General features: G+C 48.3%; 15 protein-coding genes and 1 pseudogene. 1 reads left to right on the plus strand and 15 read right to left on the minus strand.

The window, feature by feature from the left end; all coding sequences use genetic code 11:
* Positions 1–864: pseudogene (locus tag EPO18_RS11935) on the plus strand (fibronectin type III domain-containing protein); the annotation flags it as partial.
* A 237-nt stretch (positions 865–1,101) separates the two neighbouring features.
* Here EPO18_RS11935 and wecB read toward each other — a convergent pair.
* The 15 genes from wecB to EPO18_RS12010 form a co-directional block, all read right to left on the minus strand.
* On the minus strand, positions 1,102–2,217 hold the full coding sequence (wecB, locus tag EPO18_RS11940) for a non-hydrolyzing UDP-N-acetylglucosamine 2-epimerase (RefSeq protein WP_292433598.1): 1,116 nt from the start codon (positions 2,215–2,217) through the stop codon (positions 1,102–1,104).
* 158 nt (positions 2,218–2,375) lie between these two features.
* The gene (locus tag EPO18_RS11945) at positions 2,376–3,242 is read right to left on the minus strand and encodes a hypothetical protein (RefSeq protein WP_292433599.1); all 867 of its coding nucleotides are present in this window, start codon (positions 3,240–3,242) and stop codon (positions 2,376–2,378) included.
* A gap of 133 nt (positions 3,243–3,375) precedes the next feature.
* Positions 3,376–4,485, minus strand: coding sequence for a Gfo/Idh/MocA family protein (locus EPO18_RS11950; RefSeq protein ID WP_292433600.1), 1,110 nt, complete (start codon positions 4,483–4,485; stop codon positions 3,376–3,378).
* A 40-nt stretch (positions 4,486–4,525) separates the two neighbouring features.
* Positions 4,526–5,545: a DUF354 domain-containing protein gene (locus EPO18_RS11955; protein WP_292433601.1), complete on the minus strand. Its 1,020-nt coding sequence runs from the start codon at positions 5,543–5,545 to the stop codon at positions 4,526–4,528.
* Between the two features lie 179 nt (positions 5,546–5,724).
* Complete coding sequence (locus EPO18_RS11960; protein ID WP_292433602.1) at positions 5,725–6,753, minus strand: polysaccharide deacetylase family protein; 1,029 nt, start codon at positions 6,751–6,753, stop codon at positions 5,725–5,727.
* A gap of 13 nt (positions 6,754–6,766) precedes the next feature.
* Positions 6,767–7,891, minus strand: coding sequence for a glycosyltransferase family 4 protein (locus EPO18_RS11965; RefSeq protein ID WP_292433603.1), 1,125 nt, complete (start codon positions 7,889–7,891; stop codon positions 6,767–6,769).
* 258 nt (positions 7,892–8,149) lie between these two features.
* Positions 8,150–9,151, minus strand: a complete 1,002-nt coding sequence (locus tag EPO18_RS11970) for a lipid II:glycine glycyltransferase FemX (protein WP_292433604.1) — start codon at positions 9,149–9,151, stop codon at positions 8,150–8,152.
* Positions 9,126–10,421: a glycosyltransferase family 4 protein gene (locus tag EPO18_RS11975; protein WP_292433605.1), complete on the minus strand. Its 1,296-nt coding sequence runs from the start codon at positions 10,419–10,421 to the stop codon at positions 9,126–9,128. Before EPO18_RS11975 ends, EPO18_RS11970 begins: the two co-directional genes overlap by 26 nt.
* A 358-nt stretch (positions 10,422–10,779) precedes the next feature.
* Complete coding sequence (locus EPO18_RS11980) at positions 10,780–12,411, minus strand: lipopolysaccharide biosynthesis protein (RefSeq protein ID WP_292433606.1); 1,632 nt, start codon at positions 12,409–12,411, stop codon at positions 10,780–10,782.
* Positions 12,408–13,961 (minus strand): hypothetical protein, encoded by a 1,554-nt coding sequence (locus EPO18_RS11985; RefSeq protein ID WP_292433607.1) that lies wholly within the window; start codon positions 13,959–13,961, stop codon positions 12,408–12,410. The genes EPO18_RS11980 and EPO18_RS11985 overlap by 4 nt, the downstream gene beginning before the upstream one ends.
* A 174-nt stretch (positions 13,962–14,135) precedes the next feature.
* Positions 14,136–17,579 (minus strand): non-ribosomal peptide synthetase, encoded by a 3,444-nt coding sequence (locus EPO18_RS11990; RefSeq protein WP_292433608.1) that lies wholly within the window; start codon positions 17,577–17,579, stop codon positions 14,136–14,138.
* Positions 17,580–18,292: 713 nt separating this feature from the next.
* A complete protein-coding gene (gene epsG / locus EPO18_RS11995; RefSeq protein WP_292433609.1) occupies positions 18,293–19,162 on the minus strand; it encodes a chain length determinant protein tyrosine kinase EpsG in 870 nt (289 codons plus the stop codon).
* Positions 19,163–20,599, minus strand: a complete 1,437-nt coding sequence (gene epsF, locus EPO18_RS12000) for a chain length determinant protein EpsF (RefSeq protein ID WP_292433610.1) — start codon at positions 20,597–20,599, stop codon at positions 19,163–19,165.
* Positions 20,600–20,667: 68 nt separating this feature from the next.
* Positions 20,668–21,480, minus strand: coding sequence for a polysaccharide export protein EpsE (gene epsE / locus EPO18_RS12005; protein WP_292433611.1), 813 nt, complete (start codon positions 21,478–21,480; stop codon positions 20,668–20,670).
* Positions 21,470–22,652 (minus strand): undecaprenyl-phosphate glucose phosphotransferase (locus tag EPO18_RS12010; protein ID WP_292433612.1); only part of this gene is annotated, 1,183 nt, incomplete at its 5' end. The genes EPO18_RS12010 and epsE, both read right to left, overlap by 11 nt.

Genomic DNA, 22,652 nt, shown 5'->3' on the forward strand with positions numbered 1-22,652 from the left:
ACCAGTATTGGCCATCCCAGATCCCAGCTTAATGCGTATGCGATTCCGCCGCGCACCCATGTCCGCTGGGAGCTTGAGGTTGCTTTTGGTAACCCCGATGGCCGGAATGACTGGACTTTGACACCGTCCGGAACAAGCCCCGTGCTTTTTTGGCAAATACACAGTATGAACCAGCATTACCCGCCGCTGGCGGCGAACGTCGATACCGATTCCAGCGATCCCACCAAGCTGATGATCACTTTTATGCAAAGAGTCGGAACAGCGGCCAGTTCAACGGAAATTTGCAAGATTAAAGGAATTCCCAGACATAAAATGGTGCCGATCGTTATCGACGCCTTCCTGGATGAACGGTCGAATTCGAACGGTGGCAAGGGCTTTTTGCAAATTTGGGTCGATAATACGCTAGCGGTAGAGAAAGCGGGGCCTAATCTGGCATCGGGACCGAACCCCCATTGGTGGACCTTTGGCGTGTATTTATGGAATCAAAAGCAAGCGTACAATCAAACGCGCGCTGCATTTTGGAAAACAGCCAAGATGATGGTGTTCCCAGTAAGTGCGAGTACTATGGCTGACACAACTCCGCCATTAGTTCCTGGAAATCTTGCGGCAACTTCCGACTCGTCAAAAGCCAATCTGTCATGGAGAGCTTCAACTGATAATGTGGGTATTGCAGGTTATATTATTTACCGGGACGGCACAGAAATTGGCAAGAGCGCTACGACCAGCTATACCGACGCTTCGGTTGCAGCAGGAGCAACGTACAACTATACGGTCAAAGCTTACGATGCGGCTGGTAATATTTCAACATCAAGCAACACCGTTAAAGTTGATAGGGCGAATGCAACCGGCATAAGCTCTTACTAAGTGGCGAGATAATGGCCAACAGCGCCTGGAAATATCAAATCCAACTGATTGTTAAACCTGATATCCCAGTATTGTGCACTATCTTGGCGGCTACTTTGCGAACAGGCAGTGCCGCGACGGGGGCGAATTAGTGTGCTTGAGTTGACAAGCAGGCTAATTCAACCAGCCTAAACTTTGCAATGGATCCTTTTGCGGGCAATACTAACCCGCAACCGACCATTATCGCAGTCCGCCGATTTATAACAGCTCGTTTGCCAACACTTCGACAATTCGCTCCGCCGCTTTACCGTCCCACAAATGAGGACGGCGCCCCTGCTTGCCTTCGCCACGCAGCACCTTCTGCGTCTCTGCAACAATACGTACAGGATCGGTTCCGACAAGAACATTGGAACCTTCCTCCACCGTAATCGGGCGCTCCGTATTTTCGCGAATGGTGATGCACGGCACACCCAAGGTCGTCGTCTCTTCCTGTATTCCCCCGCTATCAGTCAATACGACGGCCGCATCTTTCCATAAATTAAGGAAAGACATATAAGCTTGCGGCCCTACCAGTGAGATATTCGGTCCAAGATCAATGCCGAATTTTTCCAAGTTGCCAAGGGTTCGGGGATGTACAGGAAAAATCAAAGGCAGCTCTTCCGCAATCTCTTTTAGCGCACCGGCAATGCGCGTCATCATCTCGGCATCATCCACATTACTCGGCCGGTGCAGCGTAATCACTCCGTAGCGCCCGCCGTTAAGCATGCTTTCAGTCTTGAATGCGCTGTTTTCAAAGTCGGAAGTATCGGTTTTAGCGAGCTTTTCCACCTGGTATAACAAGTTATCGACCATAACATGACCGACATAATGAATGGCCGAATCCGGCTTACCTTCCCGTTGCAGATGGGTAACACCGCTCGATTCGGTAACGAAAAATATATCCGAAATACTGTCGGTAACAAGGCGGTTAATTTCCTCCGGCATGGCCATGTCGCCGCTACGCAGGCCGGCCTCGACGTGGCTCACCAGGATGTTCAGCTTTTTCGCTACAATCGAGCAGGCCAGCGTTGAATTCACATCGCCTACCACCAATACGGCATCGGGCCGCTCGGCTTGGCAGAGTTCTTCAAATGCGGTCATGATCTTGCCGGTCTGCTGTGCGTGGGTGCCGCCACCTGCAGCCATGAAAACATCGGGTTCAGGGATGCCGAGCTCTTCGAAGAAAACATCATTCATTTCTCGGTCATAATGTTGGCCGGTATGGATGATTTTGAATGCCAGGCCGCCATGCGTCTTCAGCGCACGCACGATCGGCGCAATTTTCATGAAATTGGGCCGCGCTCCGGCAACAAGAAAAACTAAAGGTTGGGTCATACTATATCCTCATACAAAATTATAGAAAGCCGTTCGCTTAACAAAGTTACTATCGACACGTAATTAAACCACAGGAAGCCGATTTAAATCTTCATACCGTCTCGACAACTTGCATTTCATCAATTGAAAACCGCAGTTGGAAATGGACACTGTGGGTGCTAAGCATATGAGCTCATTTGATCAATCAATTGCTTGGTCTGCCGAATATTGCCGCGGCTCGATGCGCCGAATACGATGGACTCTATTTTTTCCTGTTGGCAGACATATTCCAAAGCCTCTTTCGGAGCAATGGCGCCTGAGGCAAAAACAGACATCGCAACCGGGCGGAAATGACGCTTTGCAATAGCATTTTCGTAAGCATCGACTCCTCCGCACATCCGAAAACCTATTTTGTTGATATTCGAACACACGATAGGATTCTCAATTCCCAGTTCTTCCAGCACATCCAGCAGCTTGGGCATATTCATGGTGATGAAGCCGGGTTCTGCATTGTATTTGTTTTTTACATGGTCGGCGAAGATTCGGAACGCTTCTTTAAAATCAAGTCCAAGCAGGAGATCAGTCACCACGTTTTGCAGGAAAATGACCGGGGTTTGCAAATCATGAAACATTTTCATCTCTGCATCAATTAATAACTGCCCGAGACCTTCGACGTCTTTTTGGGCCAACGACATACCGCCTTTGAACATGGCATTGAATGCCCCTTCTTCCGGCAAAAAACTTTTGAGCGCCTCTAAAATACCCATTTCAGTTACCGCGTTGGCATACTTGTGCGCATAAGGCATGCATGGATAGAACTGAAAATCCTTGTAACGTTCCGGATGGGCGCGCATATGGTCGCAGACCTCGCCGATCCGTTCATGAGTAGTGCACATGAATACTTTGATACCCTCGTCATAAGCGGCGTCCAAGACGTCGATAATGGCCTTGATGTCTTGAAATTTCATGGCCTGGGCACGTGCTTTTTCTTCGGACATATGGTTAACGCCAAAAAACTGGTTATCGCCAAATAATATTCTTTCCACTTTCGATTCCTTTAAATAGTAGTTCAAAAATGTTTTAGCAGGCATGGGCCTGATAGGCGCAAAGCCGCAGTGCCTGTAGGTAATGAAAAGTTACTTATCTATTGAGCCTGACTGAAAACAATACCCGCTGTCGCTAATCCAGTAGATTCCTGGCAAATGATGGCCACAATTTGCCTTTTTTCGCAGGCGCGGAGCCGATTCCGGCCGGAAAGGCTGCATCGACATGGCTGTTTTTTGCATCCTGTATCATCATCGCCGCCACAAGGTCAGCTTCCAGAGCGGAACGGAAGGTGCTTCGGGTATCGCGACACCCCGACTTAATACTTTGGATAAAATGATCGATTTGCGCGGAATATTCCTCGCCGCGCAGATAATACCAAACCTCGCCGGTCAACTCCGTCGTGTAGCGGGTATTCCAGCCCTTGCTGAGGTTTAGCTTCTCGTTCGATCCATCGCGGAGGTAAATATGCACTTCCTGCCGATCCGCGGTGATTTTGCCGTTGGCTCCCCAAATCGTAACGCTGGTGGACATCTTGCGATAACTTTCATCGCTCCAGTTCGCGGCGATCTGTCCCGTTTTTCCATCGGGGTAGTAGAAAGTGGAGTACACCTCGTCCTCCACGTCCCGTGAGAAAACTTTGCTCAATACTGTGCCGCCGACCGAATGCGGACGGCCGACTATGTAATTCACCAGATCAATACCGTGACTGGCGTAATCGTAAAGACAGCCGCCGCCCTCGCTCCTGGAAGTACGCCAGGTTGAGCCTTTCGGCTTAAGCACGACAGGACCGTATGCCTCAGCCCGGATATGGTGAATACGGCCGATAGCATTCGCGTCCACCAGCCGTTTCATCTCTTGGAAGGTTGCGACAAAACGGTAGTGATAACCTACCTGGTTTACCAGCCCCTTACTCTCGGCCAGTTCCATCAACCGCTGTCCATCGGTCAAATCGAGGCAAAACGGCTTTTCGCAAAAAACGTGGAGATTCATATCCAAGGCAGCCCGAACCATCTCACCGTGAAAGCGGGAAGGCGTGGCAATAAATACGGCGTCCAACTGTTCTTCGGCCAGCATTTTTTTGTAATCGGTATGGCACTTAATACCTACATATTTGTTCAGTATATCCAACACATAACCGGAGCTATCGCAAACAGCCACAAGTTTGACATCGGGATGGGGATTAATTATGGCGTGATGGGAAAGCCCCATCTTGCCCAAACCAATTAGCGCAACACGAATCATTAAATGACCTCAATTTAGAAATATTGTAAAAATCTGAGCCTCAACCGTTCAGAATAGCCGACTTGATTTTGTCATAGGCGCTTCGGCCTTTTTCCAGCAATTCTCTGTTCGGAGGCCGTCGCGAGGAATGCTCGAGATATTGGAGTGCTTCTTTTGCTGTCAAAAGAGGCTGGTGCAGAAAGGCATCCTGAGTAAGCAGGTAGCGATCCACGTCGAGCAATTCGTCCTGATAAACTGAAATAGTCGGAATTCCTAACACGGCCATTTCTCTTGTCATCGTGCCGCCGGCACCGATGAACAAGTCGCAATCGGGCGCAATATCGGCGATGTCCAACGCCGTCGTTATCACGCGGACACCTTCGAATTTGGCATCGAGATAGTGCTCGCCCTGTACTTTTCCTCTAGGTAACAGAACTACGTCGACATGATCCTTCATGCCGAGGATGAGCGTGTCCATGAAATTCCTGCTGCCTTTATAATACTGTGCAGTCCAAGGCTCGGGCCGGATGTACACGGTGTGCCGCGGCTTGGTTTTGCCAGACTCCGTAGACCGCGCAAGACGTTCGTCTAACTCCCAAAGATAGATACCTTCTTTTACTCCCGGATATTGGTCGACCTTTTTGGGGTTTGCCAATTGTTTCTTCAGCTTCTTGATGCTCAGGAATTCCGGCACCATGATCCGGTTGGCGCATAGAAATGCGGGGATATTCCCCATCGCATGTTCGTTATCGTTCATATAAATGCAGCGGACACCAATCAGCCTGGAAACAAGCGGTGAATTGAAGGTGCTTTGGGAAATCGCGACATCGATGTCTTTATCGCCCAGGAATTTTTGCAAGTGCCGGGCCCTGATAGGGAAACCGAAAATCTTTTTAGACAGCTTCCCGCCGTAATGGTCGCCTACAACCGTGTACTTGAAACCATGCAGCTCAAGAAGATCAATGGTGTTCGCAAGCGGACGGCAGGTAATCACCACGTTATGCTCACGCTCAAGATCGCGAATCATCGCGCCAAATAAATTGATATGGGGGGAATTTGAAAGGTCAAACCAAATATTCATAGGATAGTCCGTAATATAGAAGAGCCAATATAAAAAAACCTAGTTACATCGGTAAGCTAGAATGTTTTCTATCCTGGGACGGAAAATTCCACCCGCAGGCTTTCACTATAATCAAACAGTTGTCCTCACTGACCGGAACGCACACACCTGAAAGTAGAAGACTGCCAACGCAATCAGCGTTAGCTTACATTTGCTCCATGGATCCCAATCCCCGGCAACAAACCGCGATACGCCCCGTAACCTACGTACTCACAGCTCTTACACCCCGTAATGAAACGCTCCAATTGTTGGAGCGAATAGCGCGTAAATGCTTTGGGATGCCCCATCACCACAAAATCGGTCTTGCCCGTCTCCTTATATTGACAGTACGCATCCTTCAAAAAACTTGCCTTGTAGCCATCCATCGACACCATGCTGGTCGTCCGGCGAGTCAGTTTTTCAAAAAGATCAACGCGGGTCATCGGAAGGGCGACCCCGTCGCTAAAAGGCTTATGGATAGCTCCGCCAATTTTTTTCGCTAGGGCAAAACGCCAATAAAAAGCCGGGGATAATTCGTAATTGGCAATAGGGACTTCAAGAAATCTTCCTTCGGGGTCGATCGACAGCGGATCATTATCGAAAAACCAGTGGCTAGCTGAAGGCGCATCGGAAAAATCAATATTATGCGTCTTCCACTCCGATCGCCCTCCTCTAAATACAGTGCTGTCAATACAAATGCCCTCATTGAGCAAAGCGTCCCGAATCCGTTCGAAAGGCTGGATCGTCCAGCCTCCGGCCCGGTATGCAAACACCCCGTCGCCGCCCGTCAATTCCCGTAGAGCGCCGGTATATCGGTGTACAATCTCGTGAATTTCAAGATCGTTAAAATCGCTCAGCCGATAGCGCCGGGTGTCAATATCCCAGGATTCGCCGTTCCAATGCGAATCCTCCCAATGAGGGTGCACATGCAGCTGGATTTCGTGACCGACGGCAACGAATTGCTCCAATTGACGGATGATCCGGTCGTAATCGCGTTTTAGTGCAGGGACTTTACGGCTTTCCTCCCGCAGCTTCAGCAAAAAGCCGACGTCCACAAAAAACACTAGCGGCACTTTATGACGTGCGGCAATTTCGCATATAGCCTGCGACGGTTCCAATAGGGTGTGTTCCACGGAACCGGTGTTGCGTCCGAAAAAAATTTCGTAATCCATAGATAAGATAATTTTCATGCTGATTCCATCACTATTGTTTTGTAGTACAAGCTGTATTTGTATTCTCTTGGTTATTTGTATCTGTATTCTCTTGGTAGAGAGCAGATACGTACTTTTCATACACAGCCGATAATTTAGGCAATATGATTTCTTTAGAATATTGCCCCTGAATTGACAATCTTGCCGCAGAGCCGATAAGATCGCGCATAGCCGGGTCGCTGCCTAATTGTTCCAGCAAGTTTTGCAATGCAGGAATGTCGCCAGGTGAGATCAGAAAACCATTCACATGATCCTTGACCACTTCGGGGATACCCCCTACCGGTGTCGTAATGACTGGAATCCCCAAAGACATCGCCTCAAGGATGCTTACCGGCAGTCCTTCGTTATAAGAGGGCAGAACAAAAATATCCGCTTCTCGCAATAATTCGTTTTTTGCATTACCGCCGACCCAACCCAAGCACTCGACATGAGTTTCCAAACCGAGTTTATGTACAAGCGCTCTGGTCTTCTCAACCTCTCCGTTTCCTCCGATACGGAGAAACAATTGCGGCATATTTTTTACTGCCGCCGCAAAGGCGGGAAGCAGATCGTAAACCCCTTTGCGTTCGCCAAGCACACCTAAAAACAAGACATTGATGTTAGGGCTATGCTTTGTTCTTGATACGGGTTCGGGTATTTCCACATAATTTGGAAGCACAACAACATTTGCTTTCGGTGCCACTTCCAACACAAACGAACGCCACGAGTCCGACAACACCAAAACTGTAGCCGCCGCAGTAAATTGATGAGATGCCAGACGTTTCGTAAACGTGGACAAAGAGTTATAAAACTCTTTGGTCTCCGATCCGTGCAGATGCAGTATGCCGGGGACGCCAAAACACCTGCCGAGCATGAGGAACACCGATTTTCGCCAAAAACTTAGCCCCATGGACACATGGCAATGCAATAAAGCCACCCGGCCTTGTAACAGCAGCATGAAAACATGAAAAAAGGCCTTCACAAATTCCCTTATCTTTTCAGGTATCGGCCCGTACAGGTGCGTGGCTATAAAATCTATATTCCAACGCTCAAAGACACCATCCCGTCGATAGCCTTCCGTCACCGAAAACATGCCGCCAGGCGCCAAGGTAGACAGCATTACAATTTTCTTATCCATGTTCATATTGTCGAAAACCCAGTTGAAAGCATAAAAATTTCAGTTTATGGAAAACAAATTGTTTGTACAATTAGTAGAAATACCTGTTAGATGAACTTAAAAAAACGCAGTTGAACATCTCAAACGGTAGTCATGTCGAATTAGGCCAAGCTGAAAATGCGGCGCGCGGTACGCCCCATATGGCTCGTATTACTTGTTTGCCGAGTGGTGGCTGTTACACAGTCAAACGCCCAGCAATATTATCCAATCGGGCGATTATCATGACCCCGGTGCGGAAACTACGTTGGGCATGGCCGCAACCTTACCGACTTGATCGATGGCGTCGCCTTTGTAACGGCCGCCTTTCATCAGGAAATATCCATTCACCATGAATAGATACACGGCGTAGCGCAGCGGCCGCAACACGACTTTAAAAGTTTTACCGACGTAAAGCTTGCCCCCGAGCCTGTTCTTAAATTCCTGTATTCCAATGAACTTGGAGCCGGGTTCAAGTTGCAGCCTGGCCCCCATCAGGTCGTAGTACGGCACCGATTTGTCTTTCAGGTATTTCATAACCTCAAGGTGCATCAGGGCTATGCTGCCGTCAAGCGGGCGTTCGATGCTGCCTCCGTAGTAATAGTAGCCTTTTAGGTCGTTATAGAGCATCACAACGCCGCCTTGCACCCTGCCTTCATGCCTGCACACAAAGTAAACGGCATTTTCACCGAGGTTTTCTTTGAGCCGGGAAAGATAGTCCATTGACGGATAGTAAAGCTCCTTTTGCCGTATCATTGTGGCTTTGAGAACTTCATATATCTCGCCAATTTCATCCGTACTAGATACCTCGACCCCTGCTCGAACGGCATTGCGCACTTTCGTGCGCATCCTGGCCTGCATGTTCTTGAGAAGGTTTTGTTCGTCGCCATCAAGGGGAACAATGTACGATCCCCAATCTATGCTCACACTCGAGTCCGGTACAACCCTAAAGATCGAGTTACCGTGCCCGCTCAGGAAATCCGCCTTGAGTTCCGTACGCGCAAACCGGCATACCTCGTCAAGATGTTCTTTTTCTTCGTCAAGGGACGCTTCTCGAAATGCGATCGGTTCATTCATAACAACCAGCCGCCGGAATCCTCCTCGCTTGTCTATAATGAAAGGTGTCACGAAGCTGTCGTCGCAAAGCCAGCCGTACTCCTTACTTTTCGACTTGAGAAAGCCCTCCGAGGCAAAGACAGGCAACTTGTCGCAAAATGCATCAGGATTTTTCGTTAGTTGAATCATAAGCTCCTTCTCCCATGAAATGATTGGTTGCTTTGCTATCCGGAACGGGCGCACAAGAGGCGGCAGCGATGAGCCGGTATTGTTCCGCCACCTTAGATGCCAGCACTTCGTAACTGCGAACCGCATTGATATATGCAGGGCCTGAGGCTGCACGCTTACGCGCCGCTTCAGGATCGTCAAGAATTTCACAAAGCGCTTGCGCCAATGCTTCGATAGTGCTGTCTGTCAGCCAGCCGGCGCCACTGGCCGATAACACTTGTGCCTGATCCGGATTATCGTTGCCAACGCAGGGCAGTCCCAGCGCCAGATATTCCAGTAACTTGGTGGGTGAATTGGTGTCAAGAATCTCGCCGCGCGGAAAAAATGAGACGGTTGCGTCCGCTCCGGCGAGTAATGCCCATGCCTGACTGGTAGGCAGCCACCCGGTAACATGGACCGAGTCGTCCAGCCCCAATCGCTTGGCATGTTCCAATAAATTAACGGTATCCGAACGGTCGAGCGAATTGCCGATAAACAACAGACGTGCTTGCGGGTGCCGCGCCTTGACAATGGCCAATGCGTCAATTACTTCGTGCAGGCGGCGCATACGATCCAGTGTGCCAAGGTAAGCGATCAGCGGGACTTCCTCCCAACCGGGTAACCGCTGCTTTCTTACGCTGCCAAATTGCAGGGTCTCAGTATCAACGCCCATGGGCACGGCAGTAAGCTTATTCAGCGGAATGCCTCGCGCCGCTATCAGTTCCTTCATCGCCTCGCTCTGAACGAAGACATGGCGAGCGCCAGGTAACACAAGCCTATAAAGCAGAGCTTTCTCGACCAGCCCTTTCAGTAAGACAAGACGGCTGCGGAATCCGGCTCCTGCATCGATAGACGCACGGCTCCGTTCTATTCGGCCTTCGGTCATAAGGTATGAAATCCAAAAGACAAACGGGATGCCCTTCAATCGTGCAATCAACATAGCGAGCAGCCCAATCGACACCATATCGCGCACCTGAATTAGATCGCAAGACTTTTGCCGTGTTCCGAGCAACGCGCGTAGGCACAATAATAAGTAAGATAGTTCCCGGCTCCAGCGTCCTTTGGCCGGATAAGATCGACGCACCGAGGCGAAATCTTGATTGTTCATGTCCCCGCCGGGCATGCCGACAATATGGCATTGCACGCCGTGACGAGGCAGGTATTTACCGAACAGCACGGATACATCGGCGCGGAAAGTCGGTAGCGGTTCAGGGACTAACTGCAACAAATTTAGTGGAGATAAATGGTTCATGTTATACACCCAACGGCAAATAGTAACCCGCACCTAATTAGGCGTGAGTAAAGTAAATAAAAATGCTCTTGAAAATACAGGCCTATAAAACGGTCTTACAATCAGCCTAATTGCAGTATTAAATGAGTCGTTACATAGAGTTGAAGACTCTGTGCAATAGCAGTTCGAGGAGTACTGCCTTTCTTCCAAAAGCTGAATATTGTCGTTCTGCATTTTAAAAACCTCAGAATTGATAAATACTTCAGCGTGTAAGAGCCTAGTGTTTAGCGTATTGCGAAAGCGCGTCTAGGATTCCACGCAAGGGTGAAAACTATCTAACTGGATTTTTTGCTTGATGAAGAAAACCCATACGATGGAATCACCATATGAAAATATTTCGGTTAAGAAACCGGTTCAATCGCATTCGTTCTTCCACCCGGAAAGGCTTAAAAAAATAAGCTACCAGCAGAAAAAGACTGCAAGCTAGCGTACCCATGGTGGTCAGGCTCAACAAATCAGGCACCGGCGAATCAATATTTTCTGACAGAAACTTAGAAACAATCCCTTGGGCATTGTCTATTAATGCTGCAAAATCATTATTTGGCAGAGACAGTAATGAACCTTCCCATGCCATTTTTACCAGAATGCCCAGCCCATATCCCATCAAAGCCGCCATCGAGAGTTTAAGGAATCCAATCGTATCGGGCCGGTAAGGGGTAGTGAATCTCATAGCGGTAACCAATATGACGTTGAATATAAGTTGGCCCGCGACCATTGCAATAATCGGGCTCCATATACCTTGTCCCGATTCAAGCAGCCAATAAGCCAAAGGCAAGGTCAAGATGCCAAGGAAACTGCCCCATGAACATAAATCACTCCGGCCGGAAGCGATTGCCACGGTCTCCAATATTTGGCGCTGGCTCAAGGGGATCAGCGCCATCAGCAGTCCGCCGAAATAATAGCCTGCTTGGGTAAATTTGCCGCCGCTGATCAGGTTTAATAATTCGCTTCCGGCAAGCCAGACGAATACCAATAGAGGCATCAGCACGAATAGACTCACCTTGCCCACGAGGTTGGCGTTACGCGTTAATTGCGCCGCACCGTCTTCGCCCATGTAAGAAGCTATCAGTTTCGGCCGAATCAGGCCTAACAGCAAAGAGGACGGCAAATAGCGGCGAATCTGTCCGAACAAATTGTACAAAAATCCGAACAGTGCGGTGGTTTCCACACCGAGAAAACGCTGGGTCAGGAATACGAGTACCGATGAGCCATAGGTCAGAGTGACAAGATTGCTGAAATACATGTGACGCGTGGCACGCCACATTTCCGACCAGTTTGGCACTTGCCAGCCGTTCATTCCTTGTAAATTGCGGTGCGTATGTAAGTGCCGGGTCAGGCTAAGTAACGCTGAAGTTGTACCCAGGAATGTTCCCGCCAACTCGGCCAACACCGCATTATACAGGTGAGCCATACCTTGAATCGCCAGGATGCTCAAGCCCGATAAAAAAGCCAGATTGCGCATTATCTGGCTGAGTTGCGCTTGCCTCTGTAGCAATAGGGGTTCTAAAGTACACTCAAGAATATTTCCCCTCAAACCTTCCAACACCAGCACCAGTAGATAAAGCCTTGCCACATCTATTTGATGCATAAGCCCCAGAGGTTCGAGCAGCCATGGCATCGCCATGAAGAGCAGCGAAGCACCCATAATGTTAAACAGGCTGATCAACGCAATGATCCGCCATATGAAATACGCAAGCTGGTCTCCGTTACCGTGTAGACGAAACTCCGGCAAGTAGCGTGCCGCCAGCCACGGCAGTCCGAATGAGGTGATGCTCAACACAAAAATCGATCCTGCTTCCAGCGTTACATATGTTCCGTATTCTTCAGTGGTCAGCAGGCGCACCAACAAAAACAAAATGCTAAAGGTAAGTAGGGCGGAAGCAACTTTGCCGACTAATAAATGTATGGCGCTACGTTTGAGCGCGACGCCGGAATAGGGTGAAACATTCATGGTAAGCTCCCGGCCATTGAAACAGCATGTCTACGATGCAACCAAGCCAGATAACCCAGCACAGAGGCAAATACGATCTGGTAACTTACAGTCTCCAATAAATCCAAACGATAAAAGATGTGGAAGATAAACAGCGACAAAGCCACCTGAATGGCGGTAGCATCGGCTCTTACCGTGGGTTCGTTTGACTCCCTAAACAATTGGCCCGCAGTGCGCCATGCCAAGGTAAAGACGGCGATAAATAAGCTGCAGCCAAACACGCCCGTATCCCAAAGCAGGGTTGAAGCCGCTGTTAACCCGATTCCGTAGCCAGGGTAGAGGATATCTATGTGGCCGCGCGTTTGTTGATGCGAACTGCCAAGACCATTTCCGAACATGAAGGAAACCGGATCATCAGCGCCTTGATGGGCGGCCCAAAAGGTAAGCACGGTCGTACGGTTAAGGTAATTTTCGCCGTAACCCTGCTCGTACAAGTTGTATTTGAGGGTTTCTGCAACCAAGGAATCAAATGTCGTATGCATGATAGCCAGGTAGGCGTAACCCATGCACACTGTGAGCAAGATGCAGAAAGCCAGAGCCATCACTCCGTAATGCGGCCTGGCAAGTAATTCCCGGCGATAGAGCACCAGAAACATAAGCGGCAACATAACGACCACAGCTTTGGTTTCCCCAATGGACAAGGGCCCCAACACCCAGGGTATCAGCAACATAAGGCGCCCGGCCGTTATCGTCTTCTGCATTTTCCGGGCCAGAAGGAAAGCCACTACAATAACAAGGAAGGTGGACATTTCACCACTGGATCCTCCACCGTAGAGAGTCGATCCAAAAGTTCCCGCAACGACATCAATAGGCACCATGCCGGGAATGGAATCGCGTATTGCTTCGCGCAGGGGAACCCAAACGATGCGTTCATAAACCGCGAAAGGCAATTGCAGCAAGGCGGTGAACATGAAAAACATCTGCCAACGGCGGATGTGCCGCTCATCGAAAACCAGCCAACATAGGCTGAACAAAAGCCCCCACATCTGAAAATAACGTTTTAAGCTCCCGACGTATTGTTCTGCTGAATGCCATTGGACGAGGGAGTTAAGCAGTGCGTAAACAAGAAAGCCAAGCAAAAGCCATATAAAAGCAGGAGTGTCTTTTCGTACGCTTTTAGTTGTGGCGACTTTGAATAACGCTAAGGGCATCAAGGCAAAACACATAATAGAAACCGCCCATCCCGCTTTGGTATCCAAACCTATGTTATAAAGAGGAACGATACCTACTACCAGCAAGCCCATCGACATAACAATCCACACGATCCATACAGGCCGGACCAGCAAGAATGCCCCGGCAAAAACCGCTATTGTAATGCTGATGACTATCACGTTAGCTGTGGTCGAAATCAAACCGAACAGGATTGCCATTAACATGCTTGCCGACATGATGGCGAGCGATTTGTTCCGGTCTAATTGGCTGGCTGTTGAATTCATCTTATAGGTAAAACCGCGCGGTATGTTGACATAGGGTTTTCTTGCAGTGGAATCCGTGGATTCGGGGTTTGGCATTTGGGCCTAGCGGCAAGTCTAAAAGCCGCGGTTGGAGTATGCCCAAGCCTTTCTTGATAAGTTCTTCGGCTAGATCCCAGTCGAAGCATGGATACTTTCCTCTCATCCATCCATTTTGTCTTTGAATAAAACGGCGCTTAGTAATCATCGTTGCAACATTTTCAATATAAGGCATCACTCACCGTTAATTGTTTCATCCATACAAGCCATCAATTTTGCAACGAGGACTTTGACATGAGGCTCTTTGCATATATCGAAATGCGTTCCGGGGACGGGCTGAACTTCGAGTCTATCGCCCAAGAGTTTTTTCCATGCGTGTTCCGGAGGGGCATAGCTAAAGAAATTACTTTCCGGTTCCCATCCTTGAAACAGTGTTACGCGGCCTTTATAGCTTTTGGGTTGATAGTTACTTCGACAAGTTGCATCAGGCGCTGATGTATAAATATGAGGCCAAAAATCCTTGCCGTATTCGTTTGGTGTTGACAGATCGGTGATTTTGCTTTTGATCGATGCCAAGAGCTGGTTTGGGCCTTGCCTAAAAAAATTCCGGATAATCCGATGTAGAGGTTGCAAGCGCTTTTCTTCTGTCAGGCATGTATCCAGCAATCCCACTAAATTCACTTGATGTCCATTTGCGAGTAATTGGCCGGCCATCTCATAGGCAATCAAGCCACCAAAGGAAAACCCGATCAAATAATAAGGGCCATGCGGCTGCACCTGCTGCAATTCATTTATATAGTGATTAGCAAGCTCTTCCAATGACGGTAGACGGACAGAACGATTACCAATCTCTGCTGCCATGCCATATCGTAGAAAATATAACGGCTGATCCTTGCCCAGATTCCGGGGCAAGTCCATGAGTGTAATTGTGTGAATCGCAAATAAGGGAGGGCGTGAGCCTTGCATTTGAATTGGAACAAGAGAATACCTTGAAGGTTGCCGGTTGCCGGACGATATTATTATTCCCAATTCTTCAATTGTTGGAGATTGATACATTGCGCCCAAAGGCAGATCAGTCTTGAACAGTTTATTAATTTCGGTAATTGCGTTAAACGCTAACAAGGAGTGTCCGCCTAACGCAAAGAAATTATCGTGAATACCGATATAATTAATACTCAAAGCATTGCTCCATATCTCGGTTAGCTGTTGCTCTATAGGATTGCGCGGGGCGACAAAATCCGCATCAGGAACTTGCCGGTTTTGATCAGGCTCAGGCAGAGCTTTGCGATCCAGCTTACCATTGGGCGTAAGCGGCAGGGCATCGAGGAACACAAACGCCGAAGGCACCATGAACTCCGGTAACTTGGGTTTTAGAAAATCCCGCAGTTCCGAGGCGGTTGGTACTGTAGCGCCTTGGGGCACCAAATACGCCGCCAAGCGTTTGTCTTCAGGGAGGGGCTCGTACACAGCCACAGCTACCTCACGTAGTTGCGGGTGCTGGCGCAGCATCGTCTCAATTTCGCCTATCTCGATGCGAAATCCCCGGATTTTAATCTGAAAGTCATTGCGTCCCAGATATTCGATGGCGCCATCAGCCAGCCAACGAGCCAAGTCGCCGGTCTTGTACATCCGCGCATCGGCTTCCGTTGAGAATGGGTCAGTCACAAACCGCTCCGCTGTCAGCTCCGGCCGATTGAGATAGCCTCTGGTAACGCCCGCACCGCCGATATAAATTTCACCCGAAACACCCTGTGGCACGAGTTGAAGATGAGCATCGAGAATATAAATTTGCGTGTTGTCTATAGGGCGTCCAATAGGTTCGAATGGATACTGTTCACCACGGCTTGCTTTTATATGTTGACCGGTAGACCAAATGGTAGTTTCCGTCGGCCCGTATAAATTCCACAATTCTCCGACCGATTCTGTTAGCTGTGCGGAAAGATCGGTAGCTAATGCTTCACCTCCACATAGCGCCTTAAGTCCGCTTGAGCCTTTCCAGCCGCCGTTTAACAGTAATCTCCAGGTTGCAGGAGTTGCTTGCAGTATAGTGATTCCGGATTGAGCTATGATTTCTTGTAAAAATACCGAATCAGCCGCGTTAGAACGACTGATAAGAACGATTTTGGCGCCATTAATCAGCGGCAGAAACAACTCCAGACCGGCAATATCAAACGATATCGTGGTAACCGCTAATAGCGAATCCGAACATTTAATTCCGGGGGTTTTAGACATCGAGCTTAAAAAATTCACCACATTCATATGCTCGACCATTACCCCTTTGGGTTTTCCGGTTGAGCCGGAGGTGTAGATCACATAAGCTAAGTGTTTGGGAGTAAGCTTTACCGCGTGTGGATCCGGGTTAGTGTCAGGCCGGTTTGCCCAAGAGGGGAATTCGGCCTCCAGATCAATAATCGGCAAGGCTCTGGTCACCCCTGCGAAAAGGCTTTCAAGTCGGCCTTGGGTCAGTAATGCCACCGGCGCGCTGTCTTCGAGCATAAATGCCAGACGATCTTCGGGATAGGCTGGATCCAGCGGCAAATAAGCCCCCCCGGCCTTAAGAATAGCCAGAAGCCCAACCACCATATTCAGGCAGCGCTCGACGCAGATGGCCACCAGTGCATCCGGCTTAACGCCTAATTCACGAAGCTGATGCGCTAGCCGGTTGGCTTGGGCATTCAGTTCTGCATAGGTGAGTCTGCTATCCTCATATACCACCGCCACTGCTTGGGGCGTTGCCGCCGCCTGCGCCTCAAACAATTCGTGGATGCATTTATCTGCCGGGAACGAGGCGGTTGTGTCATTACACTCTAACAGCAGTTGTCGGCTATCAGATTCAGTCAGTAGCGGCAATTCGGACAGACGCGCGTCTGGATGAGCAAGGATGCCTTCGAGAAGGGTCTGAAAATGGCCGATCAGGCGGTTTATGGTTGCAGCCTGGAACAAGTCAGTGGCGTATTCGACCCAGCCCGCCAAGTTATTTGGAATTTCCGTCAGCTCGATTATAAGGTCGCATTTAGCAGTTCCCGTATCGAACTGTAGCAATTCAGGAGTAAGCCCATTTAACAGTAGTTTGTTATCGGGTATGTTCTGAAGCACGAACATGACCTGAAACAGCGAATTTCGGCTGCAGTCGCGTTGCGGATTAAGCACCTCAACCAGTTTTTCAAACGACACATCCTGGTTCGCGTATGCTCCAAGGGCAACTTCCCGCACCTGCGACAGTAATTCACGGAAACTCGGGTTCCCTGAAAGATCCACACGCAACAGTAAAGTGTTGAAGAAAGAGCCAATCAAACCTTCGGTTTCTAAATGACTCCGTTTGGCGGTCGGCGTGCCGATCACAATATCGTCCTGACCGCTGTAGCGGTGCAACAGAACTTGAAAAGCCGCCACCAGGGTAATAAACAAGGTCACGCCTTCGTGCCGGCTTAGTGCTTTTAATCCTTCGACCAAGTCGAGCGACAAGCTGAATTGCCGGCTCTCCGTGCGGAGTGATTGTACCGCCGGGCGAGGCCTATCGGTGGGTAATTCCAGCGTTGGCGCATTAGCCAGTTGCATCCTCCAGTAATCCATCTGCCGTTCTAATTTTTCAATCATTTCCAGTTTTAACTCAGCTGATTCGACAAACTGCTCAATGAGCGGTTCCGGTAAGTCGATAGATTGATCAGATACTCTCATTGTCATATATCCATAAAATAAGAAGTTGTTTGGTATTGCAGTCTGAGTGCATTAACCCGCAAAGATCGGTTGCGTTGGATTGACGTGTAGGATAGAAGTTTCAATTTTTTCTATCAATAAGTGCGATTACTTATCCGCTAACCTCGCCTTTGAGCTGAATGCTTTTGCTGACCGTCATGTATTGTAGGGAGTTGTTAAGACTTTCTGACATGTCCATCTCAGGCGGACAACGGTATGTAGCACAATTTCATTTGGATACATTCGAGCGCAAAATGCTTTCCATAAGTGCTTTAATAGCTAACTGATGTTACGCACTGTCCACGAAAAACACGAAAGGCACGAAAAATATCAGCCATGGATTCGCCGTTGACGGCGTCATATCCGGCATTCTTCACATCCCTTTCGAGGTTCTTGAGACAATTTTATTCCAGACAATATTCGGCCATTCAGTTAAGGAAAAAGCATTAGTCGGGAAACAAGCCGATCGGCAGACCTTCCAGGATTTCAAAACCTGGAAGGTCTAAGCGGCAACATTCTGAACAGGCGGAACGCTTCGAGCGGAGCAACAATCTCCCGTCCGGCTGGATAGGCTTTGCTGATGGCGTTTTTGGGATCGTTTTTTTCGTGCTTTTTGTGCTTTTCGTGGACGACGCTTTTTTATAATGCGACTCTACGTAACATCAGTAGCTAATTAATAAATTAAATTTTAACAATTAAAAATCCGTTAATACGACGCCGAAGCATTGACTGCCAGTGTCTTGCAAAGCTTCTTTTAATAGCTGCAAATCATTCAGCCGGGTTTTGTGTTGCCGCGCCACTAAAAGGGCGCCTCCACAATTTGAAGTGATAATTTGCGCATCGATACCCTGTTCTGCCGATGGTGTGTCAATCAGGATTACGTCAAACTGTGATTGCAATTGTTGTAGACAGTTTTTTAAACCTCGGCTGATCAATTCGGCTGGATTGGGCGGCACTGTACCCGCAGGCAAGACCGATAAATCCCGAAAAGCCGGAATGCGTGTGACAGCCGTTAAATCGGTGCGCCCGGCCAATATGTCCGATAGGCCGTAAGCGCCTAATAGCTTGAATAACCCATGCTGCCGTGGCTGCCGTAGATCGGCATCTATTAACAGGGTGCGTTCGCCAAGTTGGGAAAAAATAATCGCCAGATTAGCCGCCATGCAGCTGCGCCCTTCGCCTCGGCTGGGACTGACCAACGCCAAGGTTTTATGAACGTTGATAAACCAGCGTAGCATCAATTGCCCACGCACAGCTCGAAGCGCTTCGACTTGCGCACTAAAGGGCTGGTACGCCGCGACCAGTTCCCGACTGAAACTGTCTTCATTTGCCATCAGGCATGGAAAATCAAACTGCTGCGATAAGACTTTTTGTATGTCGTCATCGTTGATTAGCCCCAGTGCTTTGGCTGCTTCGCCAAAGCGCATACCATTCTGTTTTTGGAAGATGACGATACGTTCAGCATCGCTGACGCTGATTTTTCCAGCATCCAGTAATAAAGCGCCCATGGAAGCGAGGGCTTCAGTTGTGGCTATCTTGCTGATTATACTTTCTACTGCATGCATTTAACTACCTCGATTGTTAGAACCGCCATGGATATCGTCAAGATTAAACAGTCGGGCTATTTGTTTTGGTTTAGAAGGCGGAATGGAAGCGACAGTGAAAACAGGAACGGCCAGCAACTCCGAAATATCAAAAGCAGATCGCACTCGACGATCCGACAGTTCTGCAAATATCGCCGAGCCCACACCTAACATGCCGCCCAGAAAAACCGAAAGAATCAAGTTCAGAAATACTTTAGGCTTGGCGTGTTTGGGTGGCGGAAGAGCGGGGTTAAGAACAGCAGTATTGGTTTGGTGCATCTCGCTTTCCATGCGGCTTTGTACAGCTCGTTGCATGGCGGCATCGTATACACGCTGTGCATTTTCTACCTCACGATTAAGTACTCTTATTGCATCATGCTGTTGTTTCAGTTTTAGCACCTGTTGTTTTTGTTCAGCCAAAGCAGTGGCGATCATTTTGTCCCGTTCAATGGAAGAAGCAACCCCGCTGCCGATGCTATTTAATACCATTTTGATTTCAGACTGAATTTTCTGTTGCAGGGTATCCACTTCGGCTTTTGCTTGCTTGTAATATGGATGGTTTCTATCAACCCGTTTGGACAATTCGGCAAACTTAGATTCTGCCAGCGCCAATTGTGACTTGAGCGATTGAATCGAAGGACTACTCAATACCTCCTGTAACGATTCGGATGATCCGCCCTGTTTGAGGGTTGCTTTCAGCAAATCTTTTCTGGATTGCAATTCGCTGGTATGGGCTTGATTGTCCACCAACTGCTTTGATAGATCTGCCAAGCGAGCACTTTCCAGATCAAGACGATCATCGGTTGCGACGATACCGTGTTGTTGTTGATAAGTAGACAGCACCGATTGCGCATGTTCAAGATTATCTCGGAATAAAGCCATTTGCGAATCAAACCAGTCTGCACTTAATTTAGCCGGTTGGGCCTGCAATTCGATGCTGGTTTGTATGTAGGCATTGGCAAAGGCGTTAGCAATACTCGCGGCAAATTGCGGCTCGCCAAAAGTAAAGTCAACCTGCATCACGCTACTTTCGCGTGAAGGCCTGATTTCCAGTTTTTTTAGTAATAAGTCAGCAATCCAGTCTTTGATGTCACCAGTGCTCTTGGCTTTTGCAAAATCTGTCTGCATTTGCGGATTCTCACTGAGCTTCAGTTTTTCCACTACTTTGTGCGCTACATTACGGCTGGCAATCACATCGACCTGCGTCGCCATATACGTCGGAAGCAGCTGTGCCGGCGGCAAAGTCGCGCCGGTCACCGGGTCAACACTGCGTTGGTCAACCACTATGGTAGTTGTGGCGACGTATTGCTTGGGTAACAATAGACTCACGATTAAGGTCGTGATTATCGTCATCATCAATACCGACAGGATAATCAATCTGTGCGATAGAAGAATGTTAATAAATTGTTGAAAATTCATATTATCCCGTTGCGTTAGTGACTCATTCTAAGAAATTGATAGAAATAGGTACGCTGGTTTGCAATAGGCTAAAACCAACGTTCGCTAACATAAATCACATCATCTTTTAATACCGCATCGCTCAATTCCACATCGGTTTCCTGTAGCTCGCCGTTTTCGCTCTTGCGCTTGATGACTATGCCGTTTTCAGTGCCGCGTGGGGTCAGACCGCCACCGATCGACAAAGCTTTTACCACCGAAATCTCCGGTTCAATGCGATAACCGCCCGGACGCTGCACTTCGCCATAAATATAAAACATAGGCGCTTTAGGCACATATACTTCATCACCTTGCTGCATCTTAAATGGTACGGTGCTTTCGGTGTTTCCCAGGTAAGTTAGTAAATCCAGTTCCCACTTTTGGGGCTTGCCGTCAATAATGCGAGTTACTACAACCTTATGGTCGCCCATCTCGTTAATGCCTTCGGCCATAGCAATCATATCGACTATTGAACTATTGGAGTTCAAGGGGTAACGTCCTGGCTTATTGACATAGCCTAGTACCGAAATTCTTTGACTGACTTGCTCCACTACTGTGACACTGACTTGGGCATCGTGAACAAAACCGCCATTGATTAGACTCACAGCAATGGCTTCCTCCAGCTCGATGGTGGATTTTCCGCTCGCTGCAACTTCGCCGATTAGCGGAAAGGTAATTTTGCCATCTGCTGAAACGCGGGATTCGGTTCTTAAATCCTCATGCCCATAGACAGAGATACGCAGGACATCGTCGGGGCCGATATTGTAGGCTGCGGCACTTTGCTGAACGGGTAATATCAGCAGTAAAACCATTAGCAACAGGTAGCGTTTATCAATCCACAGTAATCTATTATTAATATGCATTTTTAGCCTCTAAAACTACGCCGATTGTTTTAAATATAATCAATAAGTCTAGGAATAACGACCAGTTACGCAGGTAATCGAGATCATAGTCAATTCGTGCCTGCATTTTTTCAAGAGTTTCGGTTTCACCCCGAAAACCGTTGATCTGAGCCCAGCCGGTAATGCCGGGTTTTACTTTATGCCTGATCATGTATCCCTTGATCAGATTGCGATACATTTCATTATGACTGATAGCATGCGGTCTCGGACCGACAATGCTCATGCGCCCCTGCAGTACATTGAAAAATTGCGGTAACTCATCCAAAGATGTTTTGCGTAAGAAACTGCCAAGCCGTGTGATTCTTGGATCGTTTCGAGTTGCTTGGCTGACCTGTTCATCGTCTTCCATCACAGTCATGCTGCGAAATTTATAGATCACAATTTCCTTGCCGTCTAAGCCGTAACGGCGTTGTTTGAATAATACCGGTCCAGGTGAACTGAGTTTTACTCCAACAGCAATTGTCAGCATCAATGGGGCAATCAATAACAAAATCGACAGCGATAACACTACATCGCTGACCCGTTTAATTATGCTGTTGATACCAACAAACGGACTTTCGCACACGGCTACTATGGGAATGCCGTTTATGGTGCTGATGCTGGCCTGAATTAAATCAAATGAAAGTATATCCGGTACAAAGTAAATCGATGCGGTGGTATCGCGTAACTCATCGAGTAATGTCAGAATCCGCGGCTGAGCGGACAACGGTAAAGCAATGTAAATATGCTGAACATCATAGGCTTTAACATATTCTGCTGCCGATGCAATGCTACCCAGCAGCTTTTCCGGTTGTTGCTTATTTTCTGACAAGCGTCCGGGCCAGCGATCATCAAAAAAGCCCAAACAGCCCACTCCCAACAGTGGGTTTTGCTTAAATTGATTGGTCAGTTTACGGCTTAAATCGCTAAGTCCGATGATGACTGCCCTGGACATTTTGTTTTCAGCAAATGGCCATCGATGCAGAAAAAGGCCGGCCATAGTTTTTTTCCAGAGGGTTTTGTTGTTCTCAAAACTCATGCCATCACTTAGATAATCTAAATTCCATGTCGCACTTTCACTACCTGTGTGGTACTGATTAATATTAGCCGGTACGAGTGAGCTTACAGATAACAAACTCGTTTTGATAAACTTC

Source organism: Methylobacter sp. (genome assembly GCF_004322395.1).
GTDB lineage: Bacteria > Pseudomonadota > Gammaproteobacteria > Methylococcales > Methylomonadaceae > Methylobacter_A.

What these genes read in the sequence shown, in the direction of transcription:
- wecB (WP_292433598.1), bottom strand. Translation starts at nt 2,217, where the DNA reads ATGACCCAACCTTTAGTTTTTCTTGTTGCCGGAGCGCGGCCCAATTTC.
- EPO18_RS11950 (WP_292433600.1), bottom strand. Translation starts at nt 4,485, where the DNA reads ATGATTCGTGTTGCGCTAATTGGTTTGGGCAAGATGGGGCTTTCCCAT.
- EPO18_RS11955 (WP_292433601.1), bottom strand. Translation starts at nt 5,545, where the DNA reads ATGAATATTTGGTTTGACCTTTCAAATTCCCCCCATATCAATTTATTT.
- EPO18_RS11960 (WP_292433602.1), bottom strand. Translation starts at nt 6,753, where the DNA reads ATGAAAATTATCTTATCTATGGATTACGAAATTTTTTTCGGACGCAAC.
- EPO18_RS11965 (WP_292433603.1), bottom strand. Translation starts at nt 7,891, where the DNA reads ATGGATAAGAAAATTGTAATGCTGTCTACCTTGGCGCCTGGCGGCATG.
- EPO18_RS11970 (WP_292433604.1), bottom strand. Translation starts at nt 9,151, where the DNA reads ATGATTCAACTAACGAAAAATCCTGATGCATTTTGCGACAAGTTGCCT.
- EPO18_RS11975 (WP_292433605.1), bottom strand. Translation starts at nt 10,421, where the DNA reads ATGAACCATTTATCTCCACTAAATTTGTTGCAGTTAGTCCCTGAACCG.
- EPO18_RS11980 (WP_292433606.1), bottom strand. Translation starts at nt 12,411, where the DNA reads ATGAATGTTTCACCCTATTCCGGCGTCGCGCTCAAACGTAGCGCCATA.
- EPO18_RS11985 (WP_292433607.1), bottom strand. Translation starts at nt 13,961, where the DNA reads ATGCCAAACCCCGAATCCACGGATTCCACTGCAAGAAAACCCTATGTC.
- EPO18_RS11990 (WP_292433608.1), bottom strand. Translation starts at nt 17,579, where the DNA reads ATGAGAGTATCTGATCAATCTATCGACTTACCGGAACCGCTCATTGAG.
- epsG (WP_292433609.1), bottom strand. Translation starts at nt 19,162, where the DNA reads ATGCATGCAGTAGAAAGTATAATCAGCAAGATAGCCACAACTGAAGCC.
- epsF (WP_292433610.1), bottom strand. Translation starts at nt 20,599, where the DNA reads ATGAATTTTCAACAATTTATTAACATTCTTCTATCGCACAGATTGATT.
- epsE (WP_292433611.1), bottom strand. Translation starts at nt 21,480, where the DNA reads ATGCATATTAATAATAGATTACTGTGGATTGATAAACGCTACCTGTTG.